The organism is Aliiglaciecola sp. 2_MG-2023 (genome assembly GCF_030548145.1).
GTDB lineage: Bacteria > Pseudomonadota > Gammaproteobacteria > Enterobacterales > Alteromonadaceae > Aliiglaciecola > Aliiglaciecola lipolytica_A.
This window is the reverse complement of sequence record NZ_JAUORY010000009.1, coordinates 17,443-41,398: the sequence shown is the minus strand read 5'-3', so window position 1 is coordinate 41,398 and position 23,956 is coordinate 17,443. Positions and strand designations below refer to the sequence as shown.

The following is a 23,956-nucleotide window of genomic DNA, read 5'->3' as shown; positions in this document are numbered from 1 at the left end:
GATATTAATCTAGCATGGCATTAAAAATCGAAGATCGGACTTTAGAAGATAAAATCCTGTTAGCTATTACGGCCTCCGCAACCCTAATATTATTCCCTTTCCTGATGATTAGTCTTTTGGCTGACGATCGCGCTCATATTCTGGTGGATCTGGTCGCGGTTGGCGGTATCTTTACTATTTTTCTTGGCGTATGGTTTACTAGTAGAATTAAGTTATTCAGGGGGTTATTCGCGGTTGTTGCTCAAGTTACCATTTTGTTGGGCATTTATTTTAAAGGGGCTGGATTAATATATTGGATTTTCCCAATCATCATTCCCAGTTTCTATTTATTACCAACCATAGCCGCTAGCTTATTTAATTGCCTTTTAGTAACGGTTGCGTGCTTACTAACCTATCAGCAATTACACAAGCTATTGAGAATGAAATTCCACATGCCGTATGCAGTATTTTATTACTCGACAAAGAAGGCAAAAAACTGACTCTAGGTGCAGCGCCTAGATTGCCAGATTTTTTCAATGAAGCCATTGACGGTCTAGCTAATGCTTCAGGAGTCGGATCATGCGGAGAAGCTGCTTTTACAGGTAAACGTGTTGTCGTTTCTGATATCGCAACCCATCCCAATTGGAAAGCTTGGGCAGACATTGCACAAAAAGCAGGGCTGGCGGCTTGTTGGTCTGAACCGATAATTGGTAACCAAGGAAACGTACTAGGCACTTTTTCCATTTATTTTCGTGAAATATCCACTCCTACAGCCGATGAATTCAAACTCATAGAGCAATTTGTTAATCTCGCACGTATTGCAATTGAACGACAAAAAGCGGATAAAATCATATGGCAGCAGGCACATTATGACAGCTTAACAAACTTACCTAATCGCAATTTATTGCATGAACATTTAAGCAGCGCTATTGCCAACGCGCAACGTGATAAAAAACAATTAGCTATTGCGATGTTGGATCTAGATAACTTTAAAAATGTTAACGATACATTGGGCCATGAAGCTGGCGATACAGTGCTGAGAGAATGTTCGAAACGGATAACAAAATGCATAAGAAACAATGATATAGCGGCTCGCTTAGGTGGCGATGAGTTTATTGTGGTATTTATTGGTACGTCTGCACCTAAAGACATCGAAAGTGCGGGTAAAAAGCTATCTAGCGCACTGGCTGAAGCATACAATATTCAAGGCAAAGATGTTTATTGTACTGCCAGTATTGGGATTGCGTTATTTCCTACTGACGCACAAAGTATTGAGGCATTATTCAGGAATGCTGATCAAGCAATGTATCGAGCTAAAACCCAAGGCCGCAATAAAGTCCATTATTACAGTGCTGACAAATGAGCATGATTTTAATCCTAAATCATGCTCAACATTAAGTCACAACTAGCCCATGTGCTCAATTAGGCGATAACGACAGCGACTGCCTGCTTATTCCCGTATCACTACCAATCCACCAATCCCAGGCTTTCACGGAGTTTTAAGATGTGGTCTGGTGCTCCATCGCGGTCGAAATTGTCGTGCCATCGCCAATAATTTGTGTGCGTAAATAACCGTGGATTTCGCTTAGGATACGCAGCCTCCACGTCAATATCTAAAATAGGCGAAGCCGGTTGTTCTTCAGACACCAAATCTTTGGAAATTTGCGGATTTGAAAAAGCTCTACTCACTGGGCCTGATATAAGGTCACCACAGAAAATGTTGAAAGGCTTTGAATAAATATTAGTCCATCGAACCAAACTAAACACGGCACCATGATGCAAAAACTTGGCGTCTGTAGTTTGATAGTAGTAATGCTCATTTTCCTTCACCGGCGGAGAAGTTGGGTATTCACGATCTAACTTCCTATCAACAAAGTCCATTTTATTATCGAACAATAAAAAATCTGCATAGGTTAAGGGACTGCCCAAGGTTACCAAGTCGGACACCAGCCACTGCGACATCCCAGATGCTTCACCATGGGCTTCGCTGTCTAGCTTTAGTTGCTCAAACAGCTGGTACTGGAGTTTGCGGTACTCTTCAACTTTAGGCTGATGATCCATTTCTTCCATGGCATGAATGAGTTTTAAGGCGTTTTCAGATAATGGAAGAGACTCACCCGCGGCATTTTTAAACTTGTTTTTGCGAGCCCAGTATTGGGTTAAAACATCATATGCAATGATGGAACCTAAGCTATGACCCACTAAAACGATACGATCGTATTTCCCAGTTTGAGCGATACTTTCCAGCAATTTAACACCGCCATCACGGATCTCTTTTCTTACCTTAATATTCGATGGCGTAGCAGTAATGTATCGTGCGACGTCGCCCAAATAACTGACAATTTTAGCCACTGCAATACTCAGCACAAAAAGCAAAATAGGACTAATATAACTTTCATAGATTCCATGCAGACTGGCTCCTCCCTGCCCTTTTTCTGTGGGTTCAAAAAAGCCAATGGAAATCAAAATTAATAAAATCGTAAAGATTAAGCCCCACAATAAATAAATCATGGGTTTTAACGCCGAGGGATAATCACTTGGTTTGCGTCTTAGCATCGAAAAGACCCAACCACGTAAATGTTCCAGCGTAGTGCCGACGGTATGATGCGCCCAATAATATTCGTAGAAATCCACTCTAGATGTGGTTTTTTTCTCGGCATTATTTTTTATAGTGGCATAATCTGTAGTAAGCCGGCGATGTTCAAAAGAACCTGACACCTCACTAGGTTTATTCCAAAACCGAGTATTTTCAATGTTGCTGTCTTTTACCCAAACCGATTTTACAAATTCTCTGACCGTTTCCATTGGCCTTTGCTCACCAATACCATGAACCAGTACTACTGCTTGTTTTTTTGTAGTCGCCATAAGATTCCCTCCTGTTAATTACAATAGTATAAACATTAAGCTATTTTTCGCTATTCAATATTTGATATTCTGAAGCCGTAAAGAGCCACCTATTTCAGTCGAATTAAACATAAAACAGGTACTTTCAGGCTAGCCTTAGCAATGATTCCGTTATGAATCGCGCTCGCCTTAGTTATTCCCTTGTAAATTCCTTTGTTACATAATAGTTTGCTATGTAGAATAATGTTATTCGTAATATCGCTGTATCCATCAAAAATGGCTCGATTTACATTTCACTCGAGTCAAATGAGTCCACAACCTTTAATTATTGTGGCGCGTTTTTAATAAAGATAATCCATTGATAAATTCCAATTCGCAAATTAAAAGAAACTTTGCACTTGCGTGGCCCTTAGCTTTTAATGCCTTGCTCGTTCAATCCATGTTGATGATTGATACCCTGCTCGTTGCTCCCTTGGGCGAATTGCCCGTGGCCGCTATGGGCATTGCAACGACCATAGTGGCGTTTGTGTTGGGCATAGAAATAGCTATTGGTAATGGCATACAGCTGCTGGTTGGCAGAGCATTTGGTTCAAAAAGCCAAGCAGAATTAGCCATTGCCTATTGGTCAGGCTTAGTTATAAATATATCTACATCATTGATTTTTATATTTATTTTGACCTTTTTCAGTTCCGATATAGTGGCTGGAATTACCGACAACCCCGAACTTGCAGAACTCACCGAATCTTATATTTCAATTACTAAGTATATTGTTTTGCTGACCGCATACACTCAAGTGTGTACTGCATTTTGTAATGGCATTGGCAATACTATGGTACCGCTTAAAGGCTTTATGATTGAGTTGCCCGTCAACGCACTATTGAGTTATGTGTTGATTAATGGATTTGCTGATTATAAAGGTCTAGGTGTAGAAGGCGCCGCTTGGGGAAGTTTAATATCGATATTTTTAAGGGCTAGCTTCCTTTATTTAGCCCTGAAACTGGATAACAAAGTCGACCTCACTTACCCCAAAAATAGGCCATTTCTAACAGAAATTGGCCCACAATTTGCCGAAATTTATCCTATCGCCGCGAATTTTTTTGTGCTTTATGTTGGCGCCACCGTTTATCAACTGTTATTTGCTCAATTAGATTTATTTGCATTCGTTGCAATCACTTTGATCTTCCCCTGGGTCCGGGCAGGCACCCAATTTCCTAATGCTTGGGCGCAAGCTTCGGCAATCAGTATAAGTCAGGCACTAGGACAAAGGGGTAGCAAAGAGCACAAAACCTTTATCTCTAAATGTACCAAAGTGGGAATGATCATATCGCTTTTTATCGCTGCCATATTTTTACTACTCAGCCAAAATATTCATTTTATTTACCCAGATATTGAAGCAGAGGTACAAACTGCGTTGATGGTAATAGCTCCTTTATATATCGTGCTGCCGATTATAAGAGCCTACAATACGGTTGCAGGAAACATCTTGCGCGCACTGGGAAACAGTAATCTTGTCCTGAAAATTCACTTTATCACCCAATGGGCTATTGCTTTGCCAATTTGTGCTTTACTGATTCTATACTTCGAGGTGTCAATTTTTTGGGCATTTGCGATGATCCCAATTGAAGAGTTACTTAAAGTTATCCCCTTTTATCGATACAAAGAATTTTATATAAAACGCTTACACACAACGTAAAAAAGCGCCCGAAGGCGCTTTGGAATTATCAAATTGTAGACTTTAGTGAATACTATTTGCCAATTGTAAGATTAGAAACAACGTTTTTCACGTCGTCTGTATTCTCGGCAATAGTTACCGCTAAATCACGTTCAGCGTTTGAGTCTAGCGTACCTGTTAGGGTCACCACACCGTTTTCAACTTCAACTTCAATGTCAGTACCACTGACTTCAGATTCGAATAGTAAACGGGTTTTAACCACAGACTCCACTTTTGAGTCTTTCAGGGTTTGCATTATTTGGGCGGTGTCAGAATCATCTTCATCTTTGATAACGGTTAATTGATTATCAACCTCTTCTACACCTTCAAGTGACAACATTAACTCTTCTGCTAACGCTTTATCCACATCGGTATCAACTTTACCGGTTAGCACAATCACGCCATCATTTACGTCAGTATTAATGTCGAAAGAATCTAGGTTGCCATTGAATAATAAAGTTGTTTCAGCTTTACCGTCAATCCATGCATCTTTTGCTTTATCTGACCATTCGTTTTCTGCGTTAGCACTCATTGAAGCAGTTGTTAAAGCAGCGGCTATAATTAGTGAACAAGTAGTACGTTTCATATCAGTCTCTCCTTTTTGTTTAGACACTTTAGCTAATGCCAATTCGATGCCAACTAATAACTAATTGTTTTTTATATAAATTAAATAATTCCCATGTTCATAGCGTAAAAGGAGTATGTATTTTCGAAATACTCAAATGTAATTTCTACAGCTTTAAGCGCAAGCAAATTTTTCACTGATTAGAAGTATTCGATATTGGCAATTAGAGATTTTGCGGGGCGGTATTTGCAGGCTTGTAAAATAAACTTCAGCGCTACTTAGCGCTGAAGTTTATGGAAGCTGTAGGTTATTAGTATGTAGCAGATTTAACGACAGTGACCTTGTAGAGCAGTGATACAGATCATCACCTAAGCATTTCACTAAATGGTTTATTCTAGTTGCTCTACAAGATCTAATTCAAAGTTTCAACAGTTAGAAGAGTTTTAACATTTTGTGCTATTTTGACAAAATCCTTTGTGTCTTTTTCAGTGTATTGTGCGCTTTCTTTGCCTTGCTCAATAGCATGCAGTTGACGTTGAATCACCCTATGCACGTCGATCTTATCTGATACCAATGCAATACGTTCTAGACTCTCAAGTAGCCGAATTGTCACCGCCACAGAGCCGACAGCATATTGACGAATCTGATCAAATGCAGAGTTCGCTAACCCCACAAAATCATAAGGTTTGCGAGATAATCTTAATCGGCCACTTTGATCAAAATATTGTCCGGCGTGCAACTTTTGAATGGATAAGTTACATAGCACTAAACACAATTTATCAACGCAGGTTATCGCCGTATAGGGATCATTAACCCCTGGAGATAGCGCGCGTACCGCGATTTCTACCATTTGGTGTATGGCATATTCAGGATCTTGAATCGGTGTTCTATTACTGCCGATGACACAACATTCATTTACCGCGTTATTTAAGTCACTTGTAATGGGCGTCAGACTCTTCACGCTAGCCAGTTCCGTGCTTTGGTTAATCAGATCGCCGGGTCGCCAATTCAACTCGATTAAAACATCATGCTCAGTGGCGACATCAAGTAACTTATCATTACTTAAAAGTTGCAAATAGCCACTTTGCTTCGCTTTCACTGACAAAGTATAAGAAAAGCTGCTGTCCGCCTTATTCTGTAAAACAGAGGTTTGCTCATTACAAAATAACGGTTCTATTGCGTGGTTTATTTCCTCACACAATTCATTAATGACGTTATCTGCTTGAATTGAACGGGCTACATGATGAATAAAATAGATGAGAACAATGACACTAAATAATGTGGCCAGTAGACACCAAATAATAGCCAAGCCCATTTTGATGCCTTGATTTGAATCCAGACTCATGGAGTAAATTAGTACTACGCAGTATGAGAAGATTGAAATGAAAGTTCCTAGTACGACTTGGGTTCCTCTGTCGTCCATAAAATTACGAATCAAGCGCGGACCAAACTGAGAAGATGCTAAGGTTAAGGTAACAATTGTTATTGAAAACGCGATACTAGTAACCGTTATCATTGAAGCGGCGATGGTATTAAGTAATGAAAGAAGCGTGCTCTGATCGGTTTGATAGAGGAAAGGTAACCAATCTAAAGCCCCCCAAGCTTGAGCATGATCAATCCATACCATTAACCAAGCTGAAGTAATCGATGTCACAACCATAAGTAGCGGGACAAACCAGAAACTAGTCTTTATTGAGTCAAACAGTTTATCTAATCTGGCTAGGTTTTTCATTCATACATCCTTATTGTAACCGCCACCGCCAATCAAACATGAAGTAACCTCACTTTCGTGCATCGAGTGAGGTTACTAAATCAATTTATTTTTTCGATCTTTTCTTGGCAAAAAGTAGCATGCTAACTACCAGTATAATCATAAATAGACCAAAGGAAGCCAAGAATGTGTAGATTGGACTGCCACCTGCTAGTCCGGTAGATGTCACAAAAAATCCTACACTGATGACAATTGCGATAATAATTATTTTAAAGTCCATAAATCACCTCATCTGAAAATAAAAAAGGGCTCATTGAGCCCTTTTATTCTGCGTGAAAGCGCTTCGGGTTGACATTTATTAACAGTCTTTGTCTTCTGCTTTAACGCCTTCTTTAACGTCTTCGCAAGCATCTTCTAGCGCATTACCTGCGTCTGTTACCATTTCATCAACTTTCTCACCAGCGTCCTCTGCAGGACCTTGCTCACAAGCAGCTAGAGCGAATACTGAACCAGCGATTAGTAAGATTTGTAAAGTATGTTTAAAATTTTTCATGTGTATCTCCATTAATTATGAATTTTTATAAAGTTCATTTAGCGTGATGATCGAGTTCTCTATACTTTCGGACCTTTACCGCGAACGGCATTGGCTACGAGTGAAATCACCAGTAAAACTACGAAAACAAAAAAGATGATTTTAGCGATACCAGCTGCAGTACCTGCAATTCCACCAAAACCAAATACAGCTGCAATAATTGCGATAACCAAAAATGTTAGTGCCCAGCTCAACATGATATTCTCCTTTTGTTTGTGTTCGATATTCTTAATGCGCATTACGTGCCAACATCGAACAACAAAGTAAGTCATTGATATATAAATAAAAATAACAACTCTAAATAATCCCTATACCTTCAACGTTGAGTTTAATTTGCAAAAAGTACACTGAATCTAGAAACTTTTTCACATCTACAATGTGATTGTTCTGTATTTGCTTGGTTGAGCTGATATTGCTTGACTATAAACGCTTAAATTTAGGTTGGCTGTCATGCTTAGTTCTTTTATCATAGGTCAAAGCAGTATTTAATTGACAGCGGTGAGCACTAGTCAACGAAGTATTTCGCTGCATAAACGGCTAGCTATCCGAACTAATCTTAGTTTCATATTAAAGTGTGAGCGTCATTGCCCAAAGAGGGGGAAGAGTTTAAGCCAAGCACAATTAAGGTTAACTATGCTTGGCTATGTAACTTCGATATTAGATGCAAACCTTGCCGTATCTGGAATATGGCGCGATTAGCAAACCGGCGAATAATTACCTTGCCAGTATTTGCGCGGCTTGCTTTGCAAAGTAGGTCAAAATGCCGTTTGCTCCAGCACGTTTGAATGCCACCAAAGATTCCATGATTACGGCTTCTTCATTTAACCACCCATTTTCAAATGCAGCTTTGTGCATCGCGTACTCACCACTAACTTGATAAACAAAAGTGGGAACTTGAAAGGTATCTTTGCAACGCCGAACTATATCTAAATACGGCATACCTGGTTTAACCATCACCATATCTGCACCTTCTTTTAAATCAAGTGCGATCTCGTGAAGCGCTTCATCGGAATTAGCAGGATCCATCTGATAACTATGCTTATTTCCCCCTTTAATATTGCCAGCTGAACCGACTGCATCACGAAAAGGGCCATAGTAGTTTGACGCGTATTTAGCGGAATAAGCCATGATACAAGTATTAATATAGCCATGCTGTTCTAGGGCTTGCCTAATCATTCCAATACGTCCATCCATCATATCTGAAGGAGCAACGATATCTGCGCCAGCTTCCGCGTGTGATAAAGCCTGTTTCATCAATACTTCACAGGTTTCATCATTTAAGACATAACCTGACTCATCAATCAAACCATCTTGTCCGTGAGAGGTAAAAGGGTCGAGTGCGACATCGGTAATCACCGCAATATCAGCAACATTCTGTTTTATTGCTCTTACCGCTCGCTGTGCTAAACCTTCAGGGTTAAATGCCTCGCTCGCACAATCCGATTTAATATCGAGGGGAGTCACGGGAAAAATAGCGATAGCGGGTATTCCTAGGTCGACCAATTCTTTAGCTTCTTCCACCAATAAATCAATAGATAGACGCTCTACACCTGGCATAGAGGGGACCGCAACTCGTTGCTGTGTGCCTTCAACAACAAACATGGGGTAAATCAAATCCTTCGCAGTTAGGGTATTTTCTGCCATCATCTCCCGGGTGAAACTGTGTTTGCGCATTCTTCTCATACGGTTGGCAGGAAACTTTTGATCGAACATAGAAATATTTACCTCTTTAGTTATTTATACAATATCGCGGGCGTGTAAATGTATACTTCTCACCCGGTTTCGGCCATCTCGTTTCGCCTGATACAAAGCCTTATCGGCACTCTCTAAAAGATTTTTTTCATCCTCTACACCACTCACGATAGTAGAAGCAACGCCAGCACTAATGGTGACTTTGAGTTGTAATTCATCAACTTCGGTAACGGTGTTTTCAATGATTTCTCGGAGTCTTTGTGCCAATGCTTTAGCACCTTCAAAATCAGTATTCGGCAATATAAGAGCGAACTCCTCTCCACCGTAGCGACAGGCATCATCAGTTGTGCGTTTTAAATTCTGTTTTAAAATGTTAGCCACATTTTTAATTACTTCGTCACCGGCAACATGACCATAAGTGTCATTAATATTCTTAAAATGATCTATGTCCAGCATGATTAAGGATAGATCAGAGCGCTCGCGGCGACAGCGTCGAGCCTCTGCTTGAAATTTTTTATCAAAGTGTTTACGGTTGCGAATACCGGTCAGACTATCGGTACGGGTTTGCTGTTCTAGCTCATTGTTTGTTTCAGACAACTCCCGCAGTGCTATTTCGAGCTCTAGGGTACGCTCCTGAACGTTATATTCTAAACTCTGCTGGGCTTGCTCTTTTAGTTTAAGTGCTTCCTCTTGCGCTTCTCGGGCCATACGTTCTTCAAGCAAAGCGAGTTCCTGACTCTGATATTGCTCCTCGCGCTGAATGGAGTACGAAATAACTAAAACAAAAGCCAACATAAAGGTTTCAATGGCCGCACCTAACATAACAAAATATTGTGCTGGCAAATCTATCTCGAGTAAATTTGCGCTTTCTAGTCCTGCTAAAACGCCAGAAACAAGTAAAACCGACCAAGCAAGCAGATACAAACGTGCGAGTTTAACTCCTCGTAACATCATTAATAGTGAAACCACAAACACCAAAATAGATGCGAAACATAAGATCACAAGGAAATACATGATGTAGTAATAGTAAGGAATGCTTAAGCTCGCAAAAACGGATAACAGAAGCCACCACACTGAATATTTCAATAATTGATCTAAGGTTCTACTATGTTTGTAAACTTCCAGTAACTGTCGTGTACATATGCATGCGAATAAAATGGTGAGGGTGGCGAAAATGCCCACGCTGCGACTTTGTAGCCATACCCAATCTGGCCATATATATTTAAATCCAATACCGTGCAACGTAGCAAGAGTTAGTGCAATCGATACCACGTATAAACTATAACTTAGGAAGCTGGGCTTTTTGGTTGAAACATAAAAGAACAAATTACTCAGGGCCATTGCCAGCATAAAACCGAAAAACAATCCCAATAGTAAATTTTGCTCACTATTGTAAATCAAATACTCTTTTTCTTCCCAAACACGCAGCGGCAATTTCACAGTGCCACTTGTCTGCACTTTGACAATGGCTGAAATTCGTTTCTCCGAATTTGGTACAGGAAAGAGTAACTTTTCATTTTTTATCTGACGGGAATTAAACGGATAACTGTCACCTTCGTGGTATTCCGAAATCAATTTTCCATTACTAAAAAACCATATATCGACTTTGTCGAGCATGACGTAGTCGATTTCAATTAATTTTGGATTTTCACTAAGGTTGTTGGGCAGAAAAAACTTAAACCAATACGGCGTTTTGCTCATTCCATACACTAAAAAGTCTGAGCTTTCTTGATTCCACTGTGAATTTTGATATTTTCGCAACTTCTCTATAGTAAGAGAGTTCGTGGGGTCCTCAAGATAAAGGGTGCCTTGATTTATATCGAGTAAATAGTTGTTTGTAGAACCTAGTTTTGCGATGGACAAAATACTGATTAATCCAAACAGTATAATTAGGCCAATAAACCAAGTTTTGTGGACGCCCACAGAATTTTTATTAATGTTCAAAACTTGCGCCTACTGCAAATAAATCCATAGTATTTTGCCAACAGTTTTGCTTCAAGTCCTGTAGCTCCTGATTACGTAAATTTGCAATAAATTCAGCAATGTGCGGAATATGAGCGGGTTGATTGTTACGGGACTTTGCCTTTAGCGTTTTAGGAAATAAATAAGGAGAGTCTGTTTCCAAAAGCATTCGTTGTGATGGTAATTTTAATACGGCTTCACGCAAAGATTCACCACGCTTAGGGTCACAAACCCAGCCTGTAACACCAATGTAGAAACCTAACTCTAAATAGGCTTCCATTTGAGCGAGGCTGCCAGTAAAACAATGGACCACAGCCCCCGATAATTTGGGGGAATAGGCTTTTAACAGGGCGATTTGTTCAGCAAATGCGTCTCGTTCGTGCAAATAAACCGGCAACTGTAATTCGCAAGCTAATTCCAACTGTTGCTCAAATACCCGCAATTGTGTCTGTGCTGGCGAGAAATTACGATTGAAATCCAATCCACATTCGCCAATAGCAACAACCTTTTGGTTAGTCGCTAGGTTTTTGAGTTGTTCGATAAAGTCGGGGGCGGCATCTTTTGCATAGTGCGGGTGAATACCCGCACTGGTAACCAAATTGTTTGGAAATTGTTGGGCTATCGAAAGCGCTTCTTGGCTTTGCTGGATATCAGTACCAATGAGTAATATACCAGTTACGTCATTATTAAGGGCATGGTCAATAGCATCCGGAAACACTAAACGCTTATCCGGTAAGTTTATGCCTATATCAAACCAGTGGGTCAAACTAGTAGGCCTGACTCAGCATTATGCAACCAACAACCTTGATCGGTCTTTCTATACTGCTCATTAAGAGAACACTCCTTGAAACATCTTGTTTATCCCCATAATTCATGGGCTAGGCACAATTTTATAATTTAAATACTATAGCCCATTAATGTATCACAAGGATTTACCCTAGTGTGCATAACCTCAGGGTAACTTGCTTCGCTGTGAGGTTAGTTAATACGCTTCACTCTAATACGGCGATTTTGACTATCTTTTCCTAAATGATAGGAACCTAGTGCACCGCGTTCTATATAAATTACTTCATTGACCTTCACTTTAAAATTAGTGGCTTCCTGTTCACGCCAAATATGTCCATTGTCTAATTTGAAAACAGCCCGTTTAAGGCCATCTTTAGTGACTTCAACCACAGTTGCATAGATTTTATCATCGGTATCTTCAGGCAGCTTTGCTTGCCTACCAAATTCAGCATTACGCTGACTTTTCGTTGCGTTTTCAGGCTTAGCTTCTAGTACAATATTTTGCTCAGAATTTTGCGCTGCTAACTGATTATTTGCAGGTAAAGGTGCCGGCACTTGCATCAAGTCCTGCAACCCGCCGTAACGGTTTAATTGATTGACGATTTTGTCATAACAAACTAGGCGCTTTAAACTATTTTGAACTTGTCCACAGTTTTTAAGAGCCTCACCAACGGTTTCAGCTTGTGCTGACACAGTAGTGACATAAACACAAACTGACAAAAACAATATAATTAATTTCTTCATGATACTTCCTGATTTTTTTCTTTTTCTTGTTGTTCGTCTTCGTCATCTGCTTTTGGTGTATATAACGCCCCAATAATAATTCCTATTTCAAATAGTATCCACATGGGAACAGCTAATAACGATTGCGAGATTATGTCGGGCGGTGTCAACAACATCCCCACAACAAACACCCCCACTATGACATACGGCCTTTTCGCCCTTAGCGAGGCTGCATCGGTAATTCCAGCCCAACACATCAGAATCACCGCTACCGGAATTTCGAAGGCGAGTCCAAAGGCAAAAAACAACTTCAATACAAAGGTAAGATAACTACTAATGTCCGTTGTGAATGCAACACCGTTAATTTCTATACCTGCGAAAAACGCAAATATGACCGGGAAGACCACAAAATAGGCAAAGGCAATTCCAGCGTAAAAAAGCAGTGTGCTTGAAAGCAAAAGAGGCGCGATCAATTTTTTCTCGTTGCGATAAAGCCCTGGTGCAATAAATCCCCAAATTTGATAAAGCACAAAGGGTATTGCTAGAAAAAATGACAATACTAACGTCAGTTTAAAAGGCGCAAAAAATGGCGCCCCAACATCAGTTGCAATCATTTGGGAATTATCAGGCATTGCGTTCAACAACGGCGTGGCCAACAAATGATACAAATCTTGAGCAAAAAACGCTAAAGGTACGAATACCACTAGTATGCTCAAAACCGCTTTGAGCAAGCGGCTTCGCAATTCAATTAAATGAGAAATAAAACTATTAGGATCAGACATTTAAGATTTATCTTTATCGTAAGGCTTATTGACAGATGCTGCGGATGCTTTCAGTTCATCAACTGTTTTTTGCAGATCCGGAGATAAATTTTCTAGACCTTGCTGCTCTGCTTTTTTGAGGTTTTCATGCAATTCATGAACCCGTAACTGCTCTTCTACTTCCTGTTTAAAACCCGAAGCCATGGAGCGCACACTGCGAAATGTTTTCGCCACACTGCGCATTGCTCCAGGCAGCCGTTCAGGGCCAAGCACTAATAAAGCGAGCACACCCACAACCAGTATTTCTAAGAACCCGATATCAAACATAAGCTAGCTTTTCTTTTCAACTATTCAGTTTTTTGCGGTTGCTTTTCAGCTTCATTTTGTTGCTGGACATTTTGTTCTTTGGATTCAATCTTTTCTTCAGTTTTTTTCGCTGTGTCTTCTTCGAAATCAGCATCTTTATCTGATATTGCTTTCTTGAAACCTTTAACAGCAGAACCCAAATCACCACCTAAAGAACGTAATTTTTTGGTTCCGAACAACAATAAAACGATAACCAAAACAATCAACAATTGCGCCCAACCAATATTACCCATTTGAAAACTCCTATAAATTTAGTAAGGCTATTATACGTAGCTAAATTGAAACGTCACTGGATTTGATACATAGATAAAAAAAGAGCATGATTTATAGACCCAATTTGGAGCAATAAGTTTGCCTAATTTAAGAATTGTTGCATTATTCTTTCTAATTTTACATTTTAGCAATGCCGCTGTAGCCCAAGAAGAGCAGGACGTGTGGCTTGATTCTATGCATAAAAATATTTCCGAGTCGGTATTAGACACGGCACAATGGTTTGATAATTTTTTTGCAAATGAAAACCTTCAAGAAGACCAAAAAGCACTTGGCGAAGTGCGTCTTCGACTCGGAATAGAGCCTAGGTCTCGAAATTTAGAGGAATTTGAGGCGCGTTTAAAGGTCAGAGTAAAGCTACCTAACCTAAAAAATCGCGTTGATTTGATACTTACCGATTTTGACGAAGAGCAAGACGACCGAGTCGCCAGCAGCGGAAGTGGTGAATTTGCTCGTGAAGATAGTTTTAACTTAGCGCTACGTTACAAGGTGTCACCTGATAGCGGACTTTCCCATCGAATCGGTTTTGGTCGCAGATTTCAATACTACGCGAAGTCTAGATACCGAGATGCCATAGGTCTGAGTGATTCAGTGGAAATGCGCTACGACGCATCAATCTACTATTATAACCGAGATAAATTAGGTACCTCCTTCAGTCTTACCTTCAACTACGACTATTCAAAAAACTTACTACTTAGATATCACAATCGCTTTGAATATAGAGACAAAACTAATGATTGGTTATGGCAGCATAGTTGGCAGGGTTTCAAACAACTTGATGATTCGAGTGCTGTCATCTACGGTTATTACATCGAAGGTATAACTCGGCCAAATTATCGATTAGAAGAATATTTGGTCAGTGTTAAATTACGTAAACAAACCGATAGAAGTTGGTTATTTTACGAAGTTGAACCTTTTGTGTTGTGGCGTAGAGATGAACAGTTTTCAGCATCCTATGGCATCGCTTTGCGAATTGAAGGGTATTTTGGCGAACGTTAACCCTGATTTCGCAACAAAAGTGCGCTACTTTTTTAAATAAATCGTACCTTATATGTTTGATGAAACCGTTCAACATATATAAAAGGGGGATACATGGGATTGTTAGTGGATGGAAAGTGGGTCGACCAGTGGTACGACACTGAATCAAGTGGTGGCAAATTTGAAAGACAAGCTTCTAAATTCAGAAACCAAATATCAATCAAAGCAGATGCAAAGTTTAAACCCGAGTCCGGTCGTTACCACTTATACGTTGCATTAGCTTGTCCATGGGCACACCGAACACTTATTTTCCGAAAATTAAAGGGCTTAGAGCCTCATATTGATGTATCAGTGGTGGCCCCAGACATGTTAGAAAATGGTTGGGAATTTTCTGACTTTCCAGATGCAACAGGGGATAAATTATTTAATTTTGATTTTATGCATCAGGTATATACCAAAGCCCAAGCTGATATCACCAGTCGGGTGACAATTCCGGTGTTGTGGGATAAAAAAACCAATTCAATTGTTAATAACGAATCTGCTGAAATAATTCGAATTTTCAATTCTCAGTTTAATTCACTGACAAATAACCAGATTGATTTTTACCCTGAGAATTTGCGCGTTGAAATTGATGAAGTAAACGAAAGGGTATACAACACTGTAAACAATGGTGTTTACAAAGCTGGCTTTGCCACTAATCAAATGGCCTATGAAGACGCCGTTATTCCATTATTTGAAACCTTAGATTGGCTCGATAAACGACTATCTAAACAACGATATTTAGTAGGTCAGCAAATTACAGAGGCTGATTGGCGCTTGTTTACTACTTTAATTAGATTTGATCCCGTTTATGTTGGGCATTTCAAGTGTAATATCCGCCGCATAGCTGATTATCCAAATCTTTCAGGCTATTTGCGTGAGTTATACCAATACCCTCAAGTAGCAGACACAGTCAATTTTGTGCATATTAAACGACATTATTATTTTAGCCACACCCAGTATAATCCAACCCAGATTATTCCCGCGGGTCCGATAATGGAACTAAACAAACCTCACAATCGTGATTTGTTAGTGTAAGTCAATTACATGCAACATCAGAACTCAAGGAAATTGAGCAAATTACAAAGTTGTTTACAGGGAATAAGAGAATAGCGCCGCTATTTAAACTCAGCGCTATTCTCGCAATCAAACCTAAAGAGTTACTACCACTCTTCCACGAACCTTGCCATTCAGCAGTTCTTTCGCGGTCTCTATTACGTCACTTAAGGTTATATTGTTCGCAATATCATCTAATGTCGTTGGATCGAGTAATTCACCTAGGCGTTGCCATGCTTCAATACGATCTTCTAACGGACGCATTACACTATCAATCCCCGCAAGGGTAATCCCGCGTAAGATAAATGGTGCGACTGATGCTGGAAAATCCATACCTTGGGCTAAACCACACGCAGCCACGGTTCCACCATACTTAAGACCGGCACAGATATTTGCTAGGGTATGGCTTCCCACTGAATCAACGGCCCCAGCCCATCTTTCTTTTCCAAGGGGACGGCCTGCTTCAGATAAAGATGCTCGGTCGATGATCTCACTGGCTCCGAGCTTTTTCAAATAATCTGCCTGTTCAGGGCGGCCTGTTGAAGCGACCACCTGATAGCCCAATTTCGCTAGCAAAGTGATTGCAAAACTTCCCACCCCACCATTAGCACCGGTGACCAAAATATCGCCTTGGTCTGGCGTCACACCATTTTTTTCAAGAGCAATAACACAAAGCATCGCCGTGTAACCAGCAGTACCTATAGCCATAGCTTGGCTAGCAGTAAAAGCCTCAGGCAAAGGAATTAGCCATTCACTTTTAAGTCGTGCTTTTTGCGCTAGACCGCCACAATGCACTTCCCCGACTCCGAAGCCGTTTAGCAATACTTTATCGCCAACTTTAAATTTATCGGTCTCAGAGTGCTCAACCGTGCCCGCCAAATCAATTCCTGGTACCATAGGAAACTTACGAACAACTGGACTTTTGCCCGTTATGGCCAAACCATCTTTATAGTTCAAGGTGCTATGAGTCACTTTAATAGTAACGTCACCTTCCGGCAGAATGCTGTCATCAAGCTCTTTCAATTCAACCTGATATCCGTTGTCGTCTTTGTTAATTAATATACCTTGAAACATATAGCCTCCGAATATAGACCAATCGTCTATAAATAGTTAAAACGAATACCTAAATACTATCTAGGTAATCCCGCAATAAATTGTGATAAAAAGTTGTTAAGGGGTTCGGCATCTTGTACTAATCGAGCCCGACTCACAGCACCTTCCCAGCCCACCCAAAAAAACTCGGCTTGAAGCTGACAATTTGCCTTAGCAGAAATCAATTTTTGCTGCTGGGCTTCTAATAAACAAGCTTCTATGCGAGCTTGCCAGTCAGTGAAAATATTGAGTAGCAATTGTCGATAGCTTTCTGGTAAAACATCGACTTCTTGTCCAAGGTTTCCGACTAAACAACCCCGTTTGTACTGATGTTTTTGCATCCCTGATTTAGCGTCTTCAACAAAATTGGATATTCGTTGAATAGGATCGATATCGCTATTTAACAGGTGGCTGTCTAACTTCTTGGCAAAGTAACTTGCATAACTTTCTATAACTGCACGCCCAAACACTTCTTTACTAGCAAAATAATGATAAAAAGAACCTTTAGGTACGCCTACTTTTTTTAGTATTTTATCAATACCCGAGGCGAAAAAGCCTTGCTCAGTTAAAAGCTCTACGCCACTGCGGATTAATTCAGCTCGCGTATCCTGATTTTCACGTGCCACCTTAGGTGGTCTTCCGCGCTTGGGAATTGGTATTTTTGATGTGTTCATAGGTATATAATAGACCGACCGTCTAGTAAAATGCAAAAATAGTTTTAAATAAGGCGATCTAATTAAAAATAAGGAGTTAATATCGAGCCGATACTAGTGCCTAAACCACGCATAAATCCAAGCACCCAAACCACTTCCCGCCATTAAAACACTGGGAATAAAGCTATTTATGTAAAGCGGCAAGAGACCGGACAAAATAATCAGTGTAGAGCCAGTGAGCACATAAAATAAGTTTTTTTGAGCCCGACGTTGCTGTAATTGCTGCTGTTCAAAATGTTTTTGTTGTAGCGCAGGAAGTTGTTTAACTTGTTTTAAACTGTCATAGATCAGATCAGGAATTTCAGGTAGCTTTTCTGACCAAAATGGTAAGTTAGCATTAATTTTTTTAAACATAGCCACAAAGCCAATCTGGTCTTTCATCCACTGCTCCAAAAAGGGCTTTGCCGTCTGCCAAAGGTCTAACTGGGGATAAAGCAAGCGTCCTAAACCTTCCACATAAAGTAAGGTTTTTTGCAGTAACACCAATTGCGGCTGCACTACCATATTGAACCGCCGAGCAGTGTTAAACAGCTGCAACAACACATTACTAAAAGAAATCTCAGCCAAAGGTTTCTGAAAAATTGGCTCACATACAGTGCGAATAGACACCTCAAAGGCTTCAATATCGGTATCTGCAGGGACCCAGCCAGAATCCACGTGCAATTCTGCAACCTTACGATAATCACGATTGAAAAACGCAATAAAATTCTCAGCTAAATAGCGCTTATCGTCTCTATTTAACGTACCCACGATACCAAAATCAATAGCGATATATTGTGGGTTTTCTGGGTGCATTTTTGAAACAAAAATGTTTCCTGGATGCATATCTGCATGAAAGAAACTATCACGAAACACTTGGGTAAAGAAAACTTCGACACCTCGTTCAGCTAAAAGCTTCATATTGGTATTCTGAGCTTCCAATGCTTCAATATTGGAAATGGGAATACCATAAATGCGCTCCATTACCATCACATTGGTTGAGCAATAATCACTGTATATCTCTGGTATATATAACGAATCAGCGCCATCAAAATTGCGTTTCAATTGAATACCGTTTGCCGCTTCTCTTGCTAGATCCAATTCTTCAACAATGGTTTTTCTATATTCATCTACTACTTCAACCGGTCTTAACCGCTTACCATCGGGCAATAATTTTTGTACTGCAAATGCCAGTGAATGCATTAATTCAATATCAGCATGAATAGTGCCAGCAATATCTGGTCGAATAACCTTTACGATCACTTCTTTGTTGTTACTTTTTAATACTGCGCTATGAACTTGTGCAATGGATGCAGAGGCTAAAGGAGTGATTTCAAACTCTGAAAATAACTCATTCAATTCAGAGATATTTAAAGCACGTTTAATGATTTCAACGGCCACGGCACTATCAAAAGGTTGCACTTTATCTTGCAAGATAGCCAATTCATCAGCAATTTCAGCAGGCAGTAAATCCCGACGAGTCGACAGCATCTGCCCAAACTTAATAAATACCGGACCTAGGGTTTGCAACGCCAGTCTTATCCTCACCCCTAGCGGTTTATCTGGATGCTGGTTACGTAACCAAAATTGACAAGACCTGCCCAGCTTGGCATACCAAGGTAGCCAGTGTTCAGGAATTAATTCATCTAATCCATGTTGCAATAGAACTTTGTTAATCTTATATAGGCGAAGAGTCCGCATTGGTTTAACTGCTCTGCTTGTTTGATGAGGTGCTGGATTGGTTTTCTAAGCGACTTAACTTTGCTGCAAGCCTGTCGGTAGCACTGCGCAGTTCATTCACCTGGTCACAAAAATCTACCACTAAAATAGCTGGCGCAGCGATGCGCTTTTCTTCAATTGCCGCATCCGCCAAGGTAACGGCTAACCGATTAGCCTGACATTTTGCAGTTTGAATGAGTTTTTTGCCTGCTCTAAAGGTTTTATGCGCTAGCATATCACCTGTATATTTTGATAGCTGTTCTTCCCAATCAATATCTAACTCAGTCATTAACTGACTAAACTGTTGAGCAATTGCCACATCACCTTCTAGCACAAGTTCACCGTTTTGAATCAAACGGGTTATTTGGCTGGTGTCCTTTAACTTCTGTAAAGTGGACAACGACAATGCTAAGTGGCAATCAGTATTAATCTCTTCATCAGGCATAGCAACTAATACATCTACTTGATCAGAAAAACTAAAGGTTAACGTCCATGGTAATTCATGAATATCAACGCTGAGCTGTTTTCCTGCCATTTTTTTGAGTGCAAAAACGGAACTAGGATCAAGTTTCAGTAGATGATTAAAAATACGTTCAATGCCAGAAGACACTAATTGGGCTGCAGGCATTAAAATTTGAACCCTCTGTGCAGCGCCACTATGCCACCGGTTAGATTATGAAATGTGGTTTGCTCAAACCCCACAGCTTCCATCATACCTTTTAAGGTCTCTTGGTCAGGATGCATTCGAATTGACTCTGCCAAGTACTGATAACTTTCACTATCATTGGCCACTAACTTTCCCATTTTAGGCAATAAGTGGAACGAATACAGATCATAAGCTTTGCTTAACATGTCACTTTGCGGTTTTGAGAACTCCAGTACCAACAAACGACCACCGGGCTTTAATACACGGTACATAGAAGCCAAGGCTTTGTCTTTGTCGGTGACATTACGCAGTCCAAAAGCAATGGTAATGACGTCAAAATAGTTATCTGGGAACGGCAACATTTCGGCATTAGCTTGAACATAATCTAAATTGCCAACGACCCCTTTGTTTCGCAGTTTATCGCGGCCTACTTTCAACATGGCGTTGTTAATATCGGCTAATACCACCTGCCCAGTTTCGCCAACGATTTTAGAAAACTTTGCGGCTAAATCACCGGTTCCACCAGCTAGATCTAAGACCTTATGTCCTGCTCTAACACCACTACAATCGATGGTGAAGCGTTTCCATAAACGATGAATCCCCATAGACATCATGTCGTTCATAATGTCATATTTGGCCGCCACCGAATGAAATACATCGGCCACCATGGACGCTTTTTCGGTTTTGTCTACTTGTTTAAAACCAAAGTGAGTTTGCGAGTCTTCTTCTCGAGTGACTGGCGAATCTTCAGCAGTCGACACAACACTTACTTGATCCACTTCGTTTGTCTCAATTTCAGACTCAGGGACGTGACTATTGCTCATGGTATTTCCTTTTAAACTAATCTCATCAGTTTACCGAAAATCTTCATGCATGACTATTAAACCTGAACCTAGAATCACTATTCAACTTGAACATGGTTATCACCTACACTATAAGAAATAATTTGACTGATTTCTTGCAGTGAAAGATTGCTCTGCTGATGAAAATCGTTAAATGCGTTTTGCATAGCCGTTAAACTGCGTTTAGATGAAGCAGAGCCGCTGATTACATCTCTTTTGGCAAAATAGCTCACCACATCTTGGCTAAGAATAAACGTATCTTTACCCAAGGCGCGCAATGCGTAAGGTCCGGTATTGCCACCTAAACGTGCGCCATGTTTTTTCAGATATGCCCATAACCCAATAATATCGTGAGTGGGCCATTGGGCCACAAACTTGGCAAAGCTACCTTTGTCCTGTTTAACGGTTTGAATCATTAATGCGTTTTCACGAATGGTTTTTACTTTGTTGTAATTACGAATAATACTGGGATCTTGGGCTTTTTTTTCGAGCATCTCATCTGGCATTAAAACGACCTTTTCAATATCAAAATTGAAAAATGCTCGCTCGAAATTAGGCCACTTATCCCGCACTACTCTCCAAACAAAACCTGATTGGAAAACCTTTTTACTGAATTCTGCTAAAAAACGATCATCACCAATAGCTTCTATCTTCTTAGGTGTCAGAGGCTTCGACAACAATAAAGCTAATTTTTTAGGACCTCCTTTACGCTCACAGGCTCGTTGGTAAAGGTGTTCAAATGTTTCTAAAGTTGCCAAAAGCACACTATCCTTTTTTAATTTGATTAAGCGGCAATACCCGAATGGCGTAATAATGCATCAACGCTGGGCTCTCTTCCGCGGAATGCCACAAATAACGTCATCGGCTCTTTACTGCCGCCCATTTCCAGAACATTGTGTAAAAAGTCTGAACCCACTTGCGGATTGAAAATCCCTTCTTCTTCAAACCGACTAAAGGCGTCAGAACTTAATACTTCTGCCCATTTATAGCTGTAATAACCAGCCGCGTAACCGCCGGCGAAAATATGCCCAAAGCTATTTTGAAAACGATTAAATTCCGGAGCTTTAAGTACCGACACTTTTTCACGCACTTTTTGAATAAATTCTTGCACATTAACCGGATTTTCTTGCTGGTATTGTTCATGTAAGGTGAAGTCGAACAAACTGAATTCTAATTGTCGCATCATTTGCATCGCCGATTGGAAATTACGCGCTGCTAACATCTTGTCTAACAGGTCTTTGGGCAAGGCTTCGCCTGTTTCATAGTGCCCCGATATGAATGCTAGCGCTTCGGGTTGCCAACACCAATTTTCTAAAAACTGACTAGGTAACTCCACTGCATCCCATGGCACACCATTGATTCCTGAAACGCCGGCCACATCTACCTTAGTTAGCATATGATGAATACCGTGACCAAACTCATGGAACAAAGTAATGACTTCGTCATGGGTAAACAGCGCAGGTTTGTCGCCCACGGGTCCATTAAAGTTGCATGTTAAGTAAGCCACAGGATATTGTAATTGCCCGTCGATTCGCGTTCTACGAACCTGACATTCGTCCATCCACGCTCCACCGCGCTTGCGAGGCCGCGCATACAAATCTAAATAGAAACTACCACGCAATTCACCGTCACTGTCGACAATATCGTAAAACTTAACATCTTTATGCCACACATCAACGTTTTGACGCTGCACAATATTAACTTTGTATAAACGTTTAACCACTTCAAACAAGCCAGAGACCACCTGCTTTTCTGGGAAATAGGGGCGCAATTGTTCGTCTGAAATGGAATATTGTTGCTGTTTTAGTTTTTCACTGTAGTAGGCTAAATCCCATGCTTGTAATTCTGTTACCTGATGTTCAGCCTTGGCGAATTGGGTGACTTCTTGAAGATCTTTTAAAGCTTGCGGTTTTGAGCGTTTTGCTAAGTCTTCTAGGAATCCAGTAACCTGCTCAGTAGACTCGGCCATTTTAGTTGCTAGCGAACGTTCAGCGTAACTTGCAAACCCCATAAGATTGGCTAACTCATGACGCAAAGCTAAGGTTTCTTCAATAATCTGGGTATTGTCGAACTCGCCTGCATTAGGACCTAGCTCTGATGCACGGGTGGTGTAAGCGCGATACATTTCTTCTCGCAACGAACGGTTGTCGGCATAGGTCATAACGGGCAAATAACTTGGAATATCTAAGGTGAACAACCAGCCCTCTAGATCTTTGCTTTCAGCCAATTGCTTAGCTGCTTCTAAGGCAGAATCTGGTAACCCCGCCAATTCAGATTTGTCAGTAATATGTTTTTGCCAAGCCAATGTCGCATCCATCACATTATTGCTAAATGTAGAGGATAAATCTGACAGCCGACTTTTAATCTCACCATAACGTTGCTTTTTCCTATCTTCCAACGCAACCCCAGACAAGGTGAAGTCGCGGATACCATTATCAATAACTTTCTGCTGCGCAACCGAGAGTGTGGCAAATTCTTCAGAGTGCTTAATCTGAGTATAAGCATCATAAAGACCTTTATGCTGCCCAACCCAAGTGCCATAGGAAGATAATAGTGGTAGACATGCATCGTGGGCTTCACGCAACTCGTCATTACTCACAACAGAGTTCATATGCGATACTGGTGACCACAGCTTACCCAAAATATCATCTATTTCGTCAATTGGTTGAATGATAGTGTCCCAATTCACGGTCTCTTGCTCTAATACCCTATTAATAGTGTTTTTACAGTTCGAAATCGCCTCTTCTATTGAGTCTTTTATTTCGCTAATTTTGATTTGCGTAAACTGAGGCAAAGACTTGATATCTGATTGAGAATGATGAGTGGCGACTTGATTCATAAATGTATCCATTAATATTTTAAGGGTTGGAACTTTGTACGTGAGGCCTTATAAAGGCAATTACAAGAGATAGGCAAATATATTTATTACC

24 protein-coding genes are annotated in these 23,956 nt (G+C 40.4%); 5 read left to right on the top strand and 19 right to left on the bottom strand.

Translation table 11 applies throughout. The annotated features are described in order from the left end of the window. Positions 1 to 14: 14 nt before the first annotated feature. Positions 15 to 479: a hypothetical protein gene (locus tag Q4567_RS11100; RefSeq protein ID WP_303500430.1), complete on the top strand. Its 465-nt coding sequence runs from the start codon at positions 15 to 17 to the stop codon at positions 477 to 479. After that, positions 380 to 1,342: a sensor domain-containing diguanylate cyclase gene (locus Q4567_RS11095; RefSeq protein WP_303500428.1), complete on the top strand. Its 963-nt coding sequence runs from the start codon at positions 380 to 382 to the stop codon at positions 1,340 to 1,342. Before Q4567_RS11100 ends, Q4567_RS11095 begins: the two co-directional genes overlap by 100 nt. A 101-nt stretch (positions 1,343 to 1,443) precedes the next feature. Here Q4567_RS11095 and Q4567_RS11090 read toward each other — a convergent pair whose 3' ends face one another. After that, positions 1,444 to 2,844 carry a hypothetical protein gene (locus Q4567_RS11090; protein ID WP_216049104.1) on the bottom strand — a complete coding sequence of 467 codons (1,401 nt, stop codon included), beginning with the start codon at positions 2,842 to 2,844 and terminating at the stop codon, positions 1,444 to 1,446. Between the two features lie 337 nt (positions 2,845 to 3,181). On the opposite strand from Q4567_RS11090, the gene Q4567_RS11085 reads away from it, so the two are divergent. Continuing rightward, positions 3,182 to 4,516: an MATE family efflux transporter gene (locus Q4567_RS11085; protein ID WP_303500423.1), complete on the top strand. Its 1,335-nt coding sequence runs from the start codon at positions 3,182 to 3,184 to the stop codon at positions 4,514 to 4,516. 52 nt (positions 4,517 to 4,568) lie between these two features. Here Q4567_RS11085 and Q4567_RS11080 read toward each other — a convergent pair whose 3' ends face one another. The 11 genes from Q4567_RS11080 to tatA all read right to left on the bottom strand — a co-directional run bounded on the left by Q4567_RS11080 (position 4,569) and on the right by tatA (position 13,925). Then, a complete protein-coding gene (locus Q4567_RS11080) occupies positions 4,569 to 5,120 on the bottom strand; it encodes a BON domain-containing protein (protein WP_216049106.1) in 552 nt (183 codons plus the stop codon). A 391-nt stretch (positions 5,121 to 5,511) separates the two neighbouring features. Continuing rightward, positions 5,512 to 6,831: a DUF2254 domain-containing protein gene (locus Q4567_RS11075; protein ID WP_303500421.1), complete on the bottom strand. Its 1,320-nt coding sequence runs from the start codon at positions 6,829 to 6,831 to the stop codon at positions 5,512 to 5,514. Positions 6,832 to 7,168: 337 nt separating this feature from the next. Next, positions 7,169 to 7,363: a hypothetical protein gene (locus tag Q4567_RS11070; RefSeq protein WP_216049108.1), complete on the bottom strand. Its 195-nt coding sequence runs from the start codon at positions 7,361 to 7,363 to the stop codon at positions 7,169 to 7,171. A 59-nt stretch (positions 7,364 to 7,422) separates the two neighbouring features. After that, positions 7,423 to 7,599, bottom strand: a complete 177-nt coding sequence (locus Q4567_RS11065) for a DUF1328 domain-containing protein (RefSeq protein ID WP_216049109.1) — start codon at positions 7,597 to 7,599, stop codon at positions 7,423 to 7,425. Positions 7,600 to 8,116: 517 nt separating this feature from the next. Next, the gene (hemB, locus tag Q4567_RS11060; protein WP_216049110.1) at positions 8,117 to 9,115 is read right to left on the bottom strand and encodes a porphobilinogen synthase; all 999 of its coding nucleotides are present in this window, start codon (positions 9,113 to 9,115) and stop codon (positions 8,117 to 8,119) included. Positions 9,116 to 9,139: 24 nt separating this feature from the next. Continuing rightward, positions 9,140 to 11,038, bottom strand: coding sequence for a diguanylate cyclase (locus Q4567_RS11055; protein ID WP_303500419.1), 1,899 nt, complete (start codon positions 11,036 to 11,038; stop codon positions 9,140 to 9,142). After that, entirely contained in the window at positions 11,028 to 11,822 is a 795-nt protein-coding gene (locus tag Q4567_RS11050) for a TatD family hydrolase (protein WP_303500417.1), read from the bottom strand. The genes Q4567_RS11055 and Q4567_RS11050 overlap by 11 nt, the downstream gene beginning before the upstream one ends. 212 nt (positions 11,823 to 12,034) lie before the next feature. After that, positions 12,035 to 12,586 (bottom strand): hypothetical protein, encoded by a 552-nt coding sequence (locus tag Q4567_RS11045; RefSeq protein ID WP_216049113.1) that lies wholly within the window; start codon positions 12,584 to 12,586, stop codon positions 12,035 to 12,037. Next, positions 12,583 to 13,347, bottom strand: coding sequence for a twin-arginine translocase subunit TatC (tatC, locus tag Q4567_RS11040; RefSeq protein WP_216049114.1), 765 nt, complete (start codon positions 13,345 to 13,347; stop codon positions 12,583 to 12,585). The genes Q4567_RS11045 and tatC overlap by 4 nt, the downstream gene beginning before the upstream one ends. Next, positions 13,348 to 13,653 carry a Sec-independent protein translocase protein TatB gene (tatB, locus tag Q4567_RS11035; RefSeq protein WP_216049115.1) on the bottom strand — a complete coding sequence of 102 codons (306 nt, stop codon included), beginning with the start codon at positions 13,651 to 13,653 and terminating at the stop codon, positions 13,348 to 13,350. A gap of 20 nt (positions 13,654 to 13,673) precedes the next feature. Then, entirely contained in the window at positions 13,674 to 13,925 is a 252-nt protein-coding gene (gene tatA / locus Q4567_RS11030) for a twin-arginine translocase TatA/TatE family subunit (protein WP_216049116.1), read from the bottom strand. A 118-nt stretch (positions 13,926 to 14,043) separates the two neighbouring features. Between tatA and Q4567_RS11025 the strand changes: the two genes are divergently transcribed. Both Q4567_RS11025 and Q4567_RS11020 read left to right on the top strand, forming a co-directional pair. Further along, complete coding sequence (locus Q4567_RS11025) at positions 14,044 to 14,961, top strand: hypothetical protein (RefSeq protein WP_252729262.1); 918 nt, start codon at positions 14,044 to 14,046, stop codon at positions 14,959 to 14,961. Between the two features lie 93 nt (positions 14,962 to 15,054). Next, on the top strand, positions 15,055 to 16,017 hold the full coding sequence (locus Q4567_RS11020) for a glutathione S-transferase family protein (protein WP_303500411.1): 963 nt from the start codon (positions 15,055 to 15,057) through the stop codon (positions 16,015 to 16,017). Between the two features lie 114 nt (positions 16,018 to 16,131). Here the strand turns inward: Q4567_RS11020 and Q4567_RS11015 are convergent, their stop codons facing one another. The 7 genes from Q4567_RS11015 to prlC all read right to left on the bottom strand — a co-directional run bounded on the left by Q4567_RS11015 (position 16,132) and on the right by prlC (position 23,865). Next, positions 16,132 to 17,109 (bottom strand): MDR family oxidoreductase, encoded by a 978-nt coding sequence (locus Q4567_RS11015; protein ID WP_303500409.1) that lies wholly within the window; start codon positions 17,107 to 17,109, stop codon positions 16,132 to 16,134. Positions 17,110 to 17,165: 56 nt separating this feature from the next. Further along, positions 17,166 to 17,801 carry a TetR/AcrR family transcriptional regulator gene (locus Q4567_RS11010; protein ID WP_216049119.1) on the bottom strand — a complete coding sequence of 212 codons (636 nt, stop codon included), beginning with the start codon at positions 17,799 to 17,801 and terminating at the stop codon, positions 17,166 to 17,168. Between the two features lie 93 nt (positions 17,802 to 17,894). Next, positions 17,895 to 19,520 (bottom strand): ubiquinone biosynthesis regulatory protein kinase UbiB, encoded by a 1,626-nt coding sequence (gene ubiB, locus Q4567_RS11005; protein ID WP_216049120.1) that lies wholly within the window; start codon positions 19,518 to 19,520, stop codon positions 17,895 to 17,897. A 4-nt stretch (positions 19,521 to 19,524) separates the two neighbouring features. Next, positions 19,525 to 20,166 (bottom strand): SCP2 domain-containing protein, encoded by a 642-nt coding sequence (locus tag Q4567_RS11000; RefSeq protein WP_303500406.1) that lies wholly within the window; start codon positions 20,164 to 20,166, stop codon positions 19,525 to 19,527. After that, positions 20,166 to 21,008: a bifunctional demethylmenaquinone methyltransferase/2-methoxy-6-polyprenyl-1,4-benzoquinol methylase UbiE gene (ubiE, locus tag Q4567_RS10995; protein WP_216049122.1), complete on the bottom strand. Its 843-nt coding sequence runs from the start codon at positions 21,006 to 21,008 to the stop codon at positions 20,166 to 20,168. The genes Q4567_RS11000 and ubiE overlap by 1 nt, the downstream gene beginning before the upstream one ends. Before the next feature lie 77 nt (positions 21,009 to 21,085). Beyond that, on the bottom strand, positions 21,086 to 21,784 hold the full coding sequence (locus Q4567_RS10990) for a DNA-3-methyladenine glycosylase I (RefSeq protein ID WP_216049123.1): 699 nt from the start codon (positions 21,782 to 21,784) through the stop codon (positions 21,086 to 21,088). A gap of 26 nt (positions 21,785 to 21,810) precedes the next feature. Continuing rightward, positions 21,811 to 23,865 carry an oligopeptidase A gene (gene prlC, locus Q4567_RS10985; RefSeq protein ID WP_303500404.1) on the bottom strand — a complete coding sequence of 685 codons (2,055 nt, stop codon included), beginning with the start codon at positions 23,863 to 23,865 and terminating at the stop codon, positions 21,811 to 21,813. Positions 23,866 to 23,956 lie beyond the last annotated feature (91 nt).

Bases quoted from the DNA above. Each gene is read 5' to 3' on its own strand.
- Q4567_RS11100 (WP_303500430.1), top strand. From the start codon at position 15: ATGGCATTAAAAATCGAAGATCGGACTTTAGAAGATAAAATCCTGTTA.
- Q4567_RS11090 (WP_216049104.1), bottom strand. From the start codon at position 2,844: ATGGCGACTACAAAAAAACAAGCAGTAGTACTGGTTCATGGTATTGGT.
- Q4567_RS11080 (WP_216049106.1), bottom strand. From the start codon at position 5,120: ATGAAACGTACTACTTGTTCACTAATTATAGCCGCTGCTTTAACAACT.
- Q4567_RS11075 (WP_303500421.1), bottom strand. From the start codon at position 6,831: ATGAAAAACCTAGCCAGATTAGATAAACTGTTTGACTCAATAAAGACT.
- Q4567_RS11070 (WP_216049108.1), bottom strand. From the start codon at position 7,363: ATGAAAAATTTTAAACATACTTTACAAATCTTACTAATCGCTGGTTCA.
- Q4567_RS11065 (WP_216049109.1), bottom strand. From the start codon at position 7,599: ATGTTGAGCTGGGCACTAACATTTTTGGTTATCGCAATTATTGCAGCT.
- hemB (WP_216049110.1), bottom strand. From the start codon at position 9,115: ATGTTCGATCAAAAGTTTCCTGCCAACCGTATGAGAAGAATGCGCAAA.
- Q4567_RS11045 (WP_216049113.1), bottom strand. From the start codon at position 12,586: ATGAAGAAATTAATTATATTGTTTTTGTCAGTTTGTGTTTATGTCACT.
- tatC (WP_216049114.1), bottom strand. From the start codon at position 13,347: ATGTCTGATCCTAATAGTTTTATTTCTCATTTAATTGAATTGCGAAGC.
- tatB (WP_216049115.1), bottom strand. From the start codon at position 13,653: ATGTTTGATATCGGGTTCTTAGAAATACTGGTTGTGGGTGTGCTCGCT.
- tatA (WP_216049116.1), bottom strand. From the start codon at position 13,925: ATGGGTAATATTGGTTGGGCGCAATTGTTGATTGTTTTGGTTATCGTT.
- Q4567_RS11020 (WP_303500411.1), top strand. From the start codon at position 15,055: ATGGGATTGTTAGTGGATGGAAAGTGGGTCGACCAGTGGTACGACACT.
- Q4567_RS11015 (WP_303500409.1), bottom strand. From the start codon at position 17,109: ATGTTTCAAGGTATATTAATTAACAAAGACGACAACGGATATCAGGTT.
- Q4567_RS11010 (WP_216049119.1), bottom strand. From the start codon at position 17,801: ATGAACACATCAAAAATACCAATTCCCAAGCGCGGAAGACCACCTAAG.
- ubiB (WP_216049120.1), bottom strand. From the start codon at position 19,520: ATGCGGACTCTTCGCCTATATAAGATTAACAAAGTTCTATTGCAACAT.
- Q4567_RS11000 (WP_303500406.1), bottom strand. From the start codon at position 20,166: ATGCCTGCAGCCCAATTAGTGTCTTCTGGCATTGAACGTATTTTTAAT.
- ubiE (WP_216049122.1), bottom strand. From the start codon at position 21,008: ATGAGCAATAGTCACGTCCCTGAGTCTGAAATTGAGACAAACGAAGTG.
- prlC (WP_303500404.1), bottom strand. From the start codon at position 23,865: ATGAATCAAGTCGCCACTCATCATTCTCAATCAGATATCAAGTCTTTG.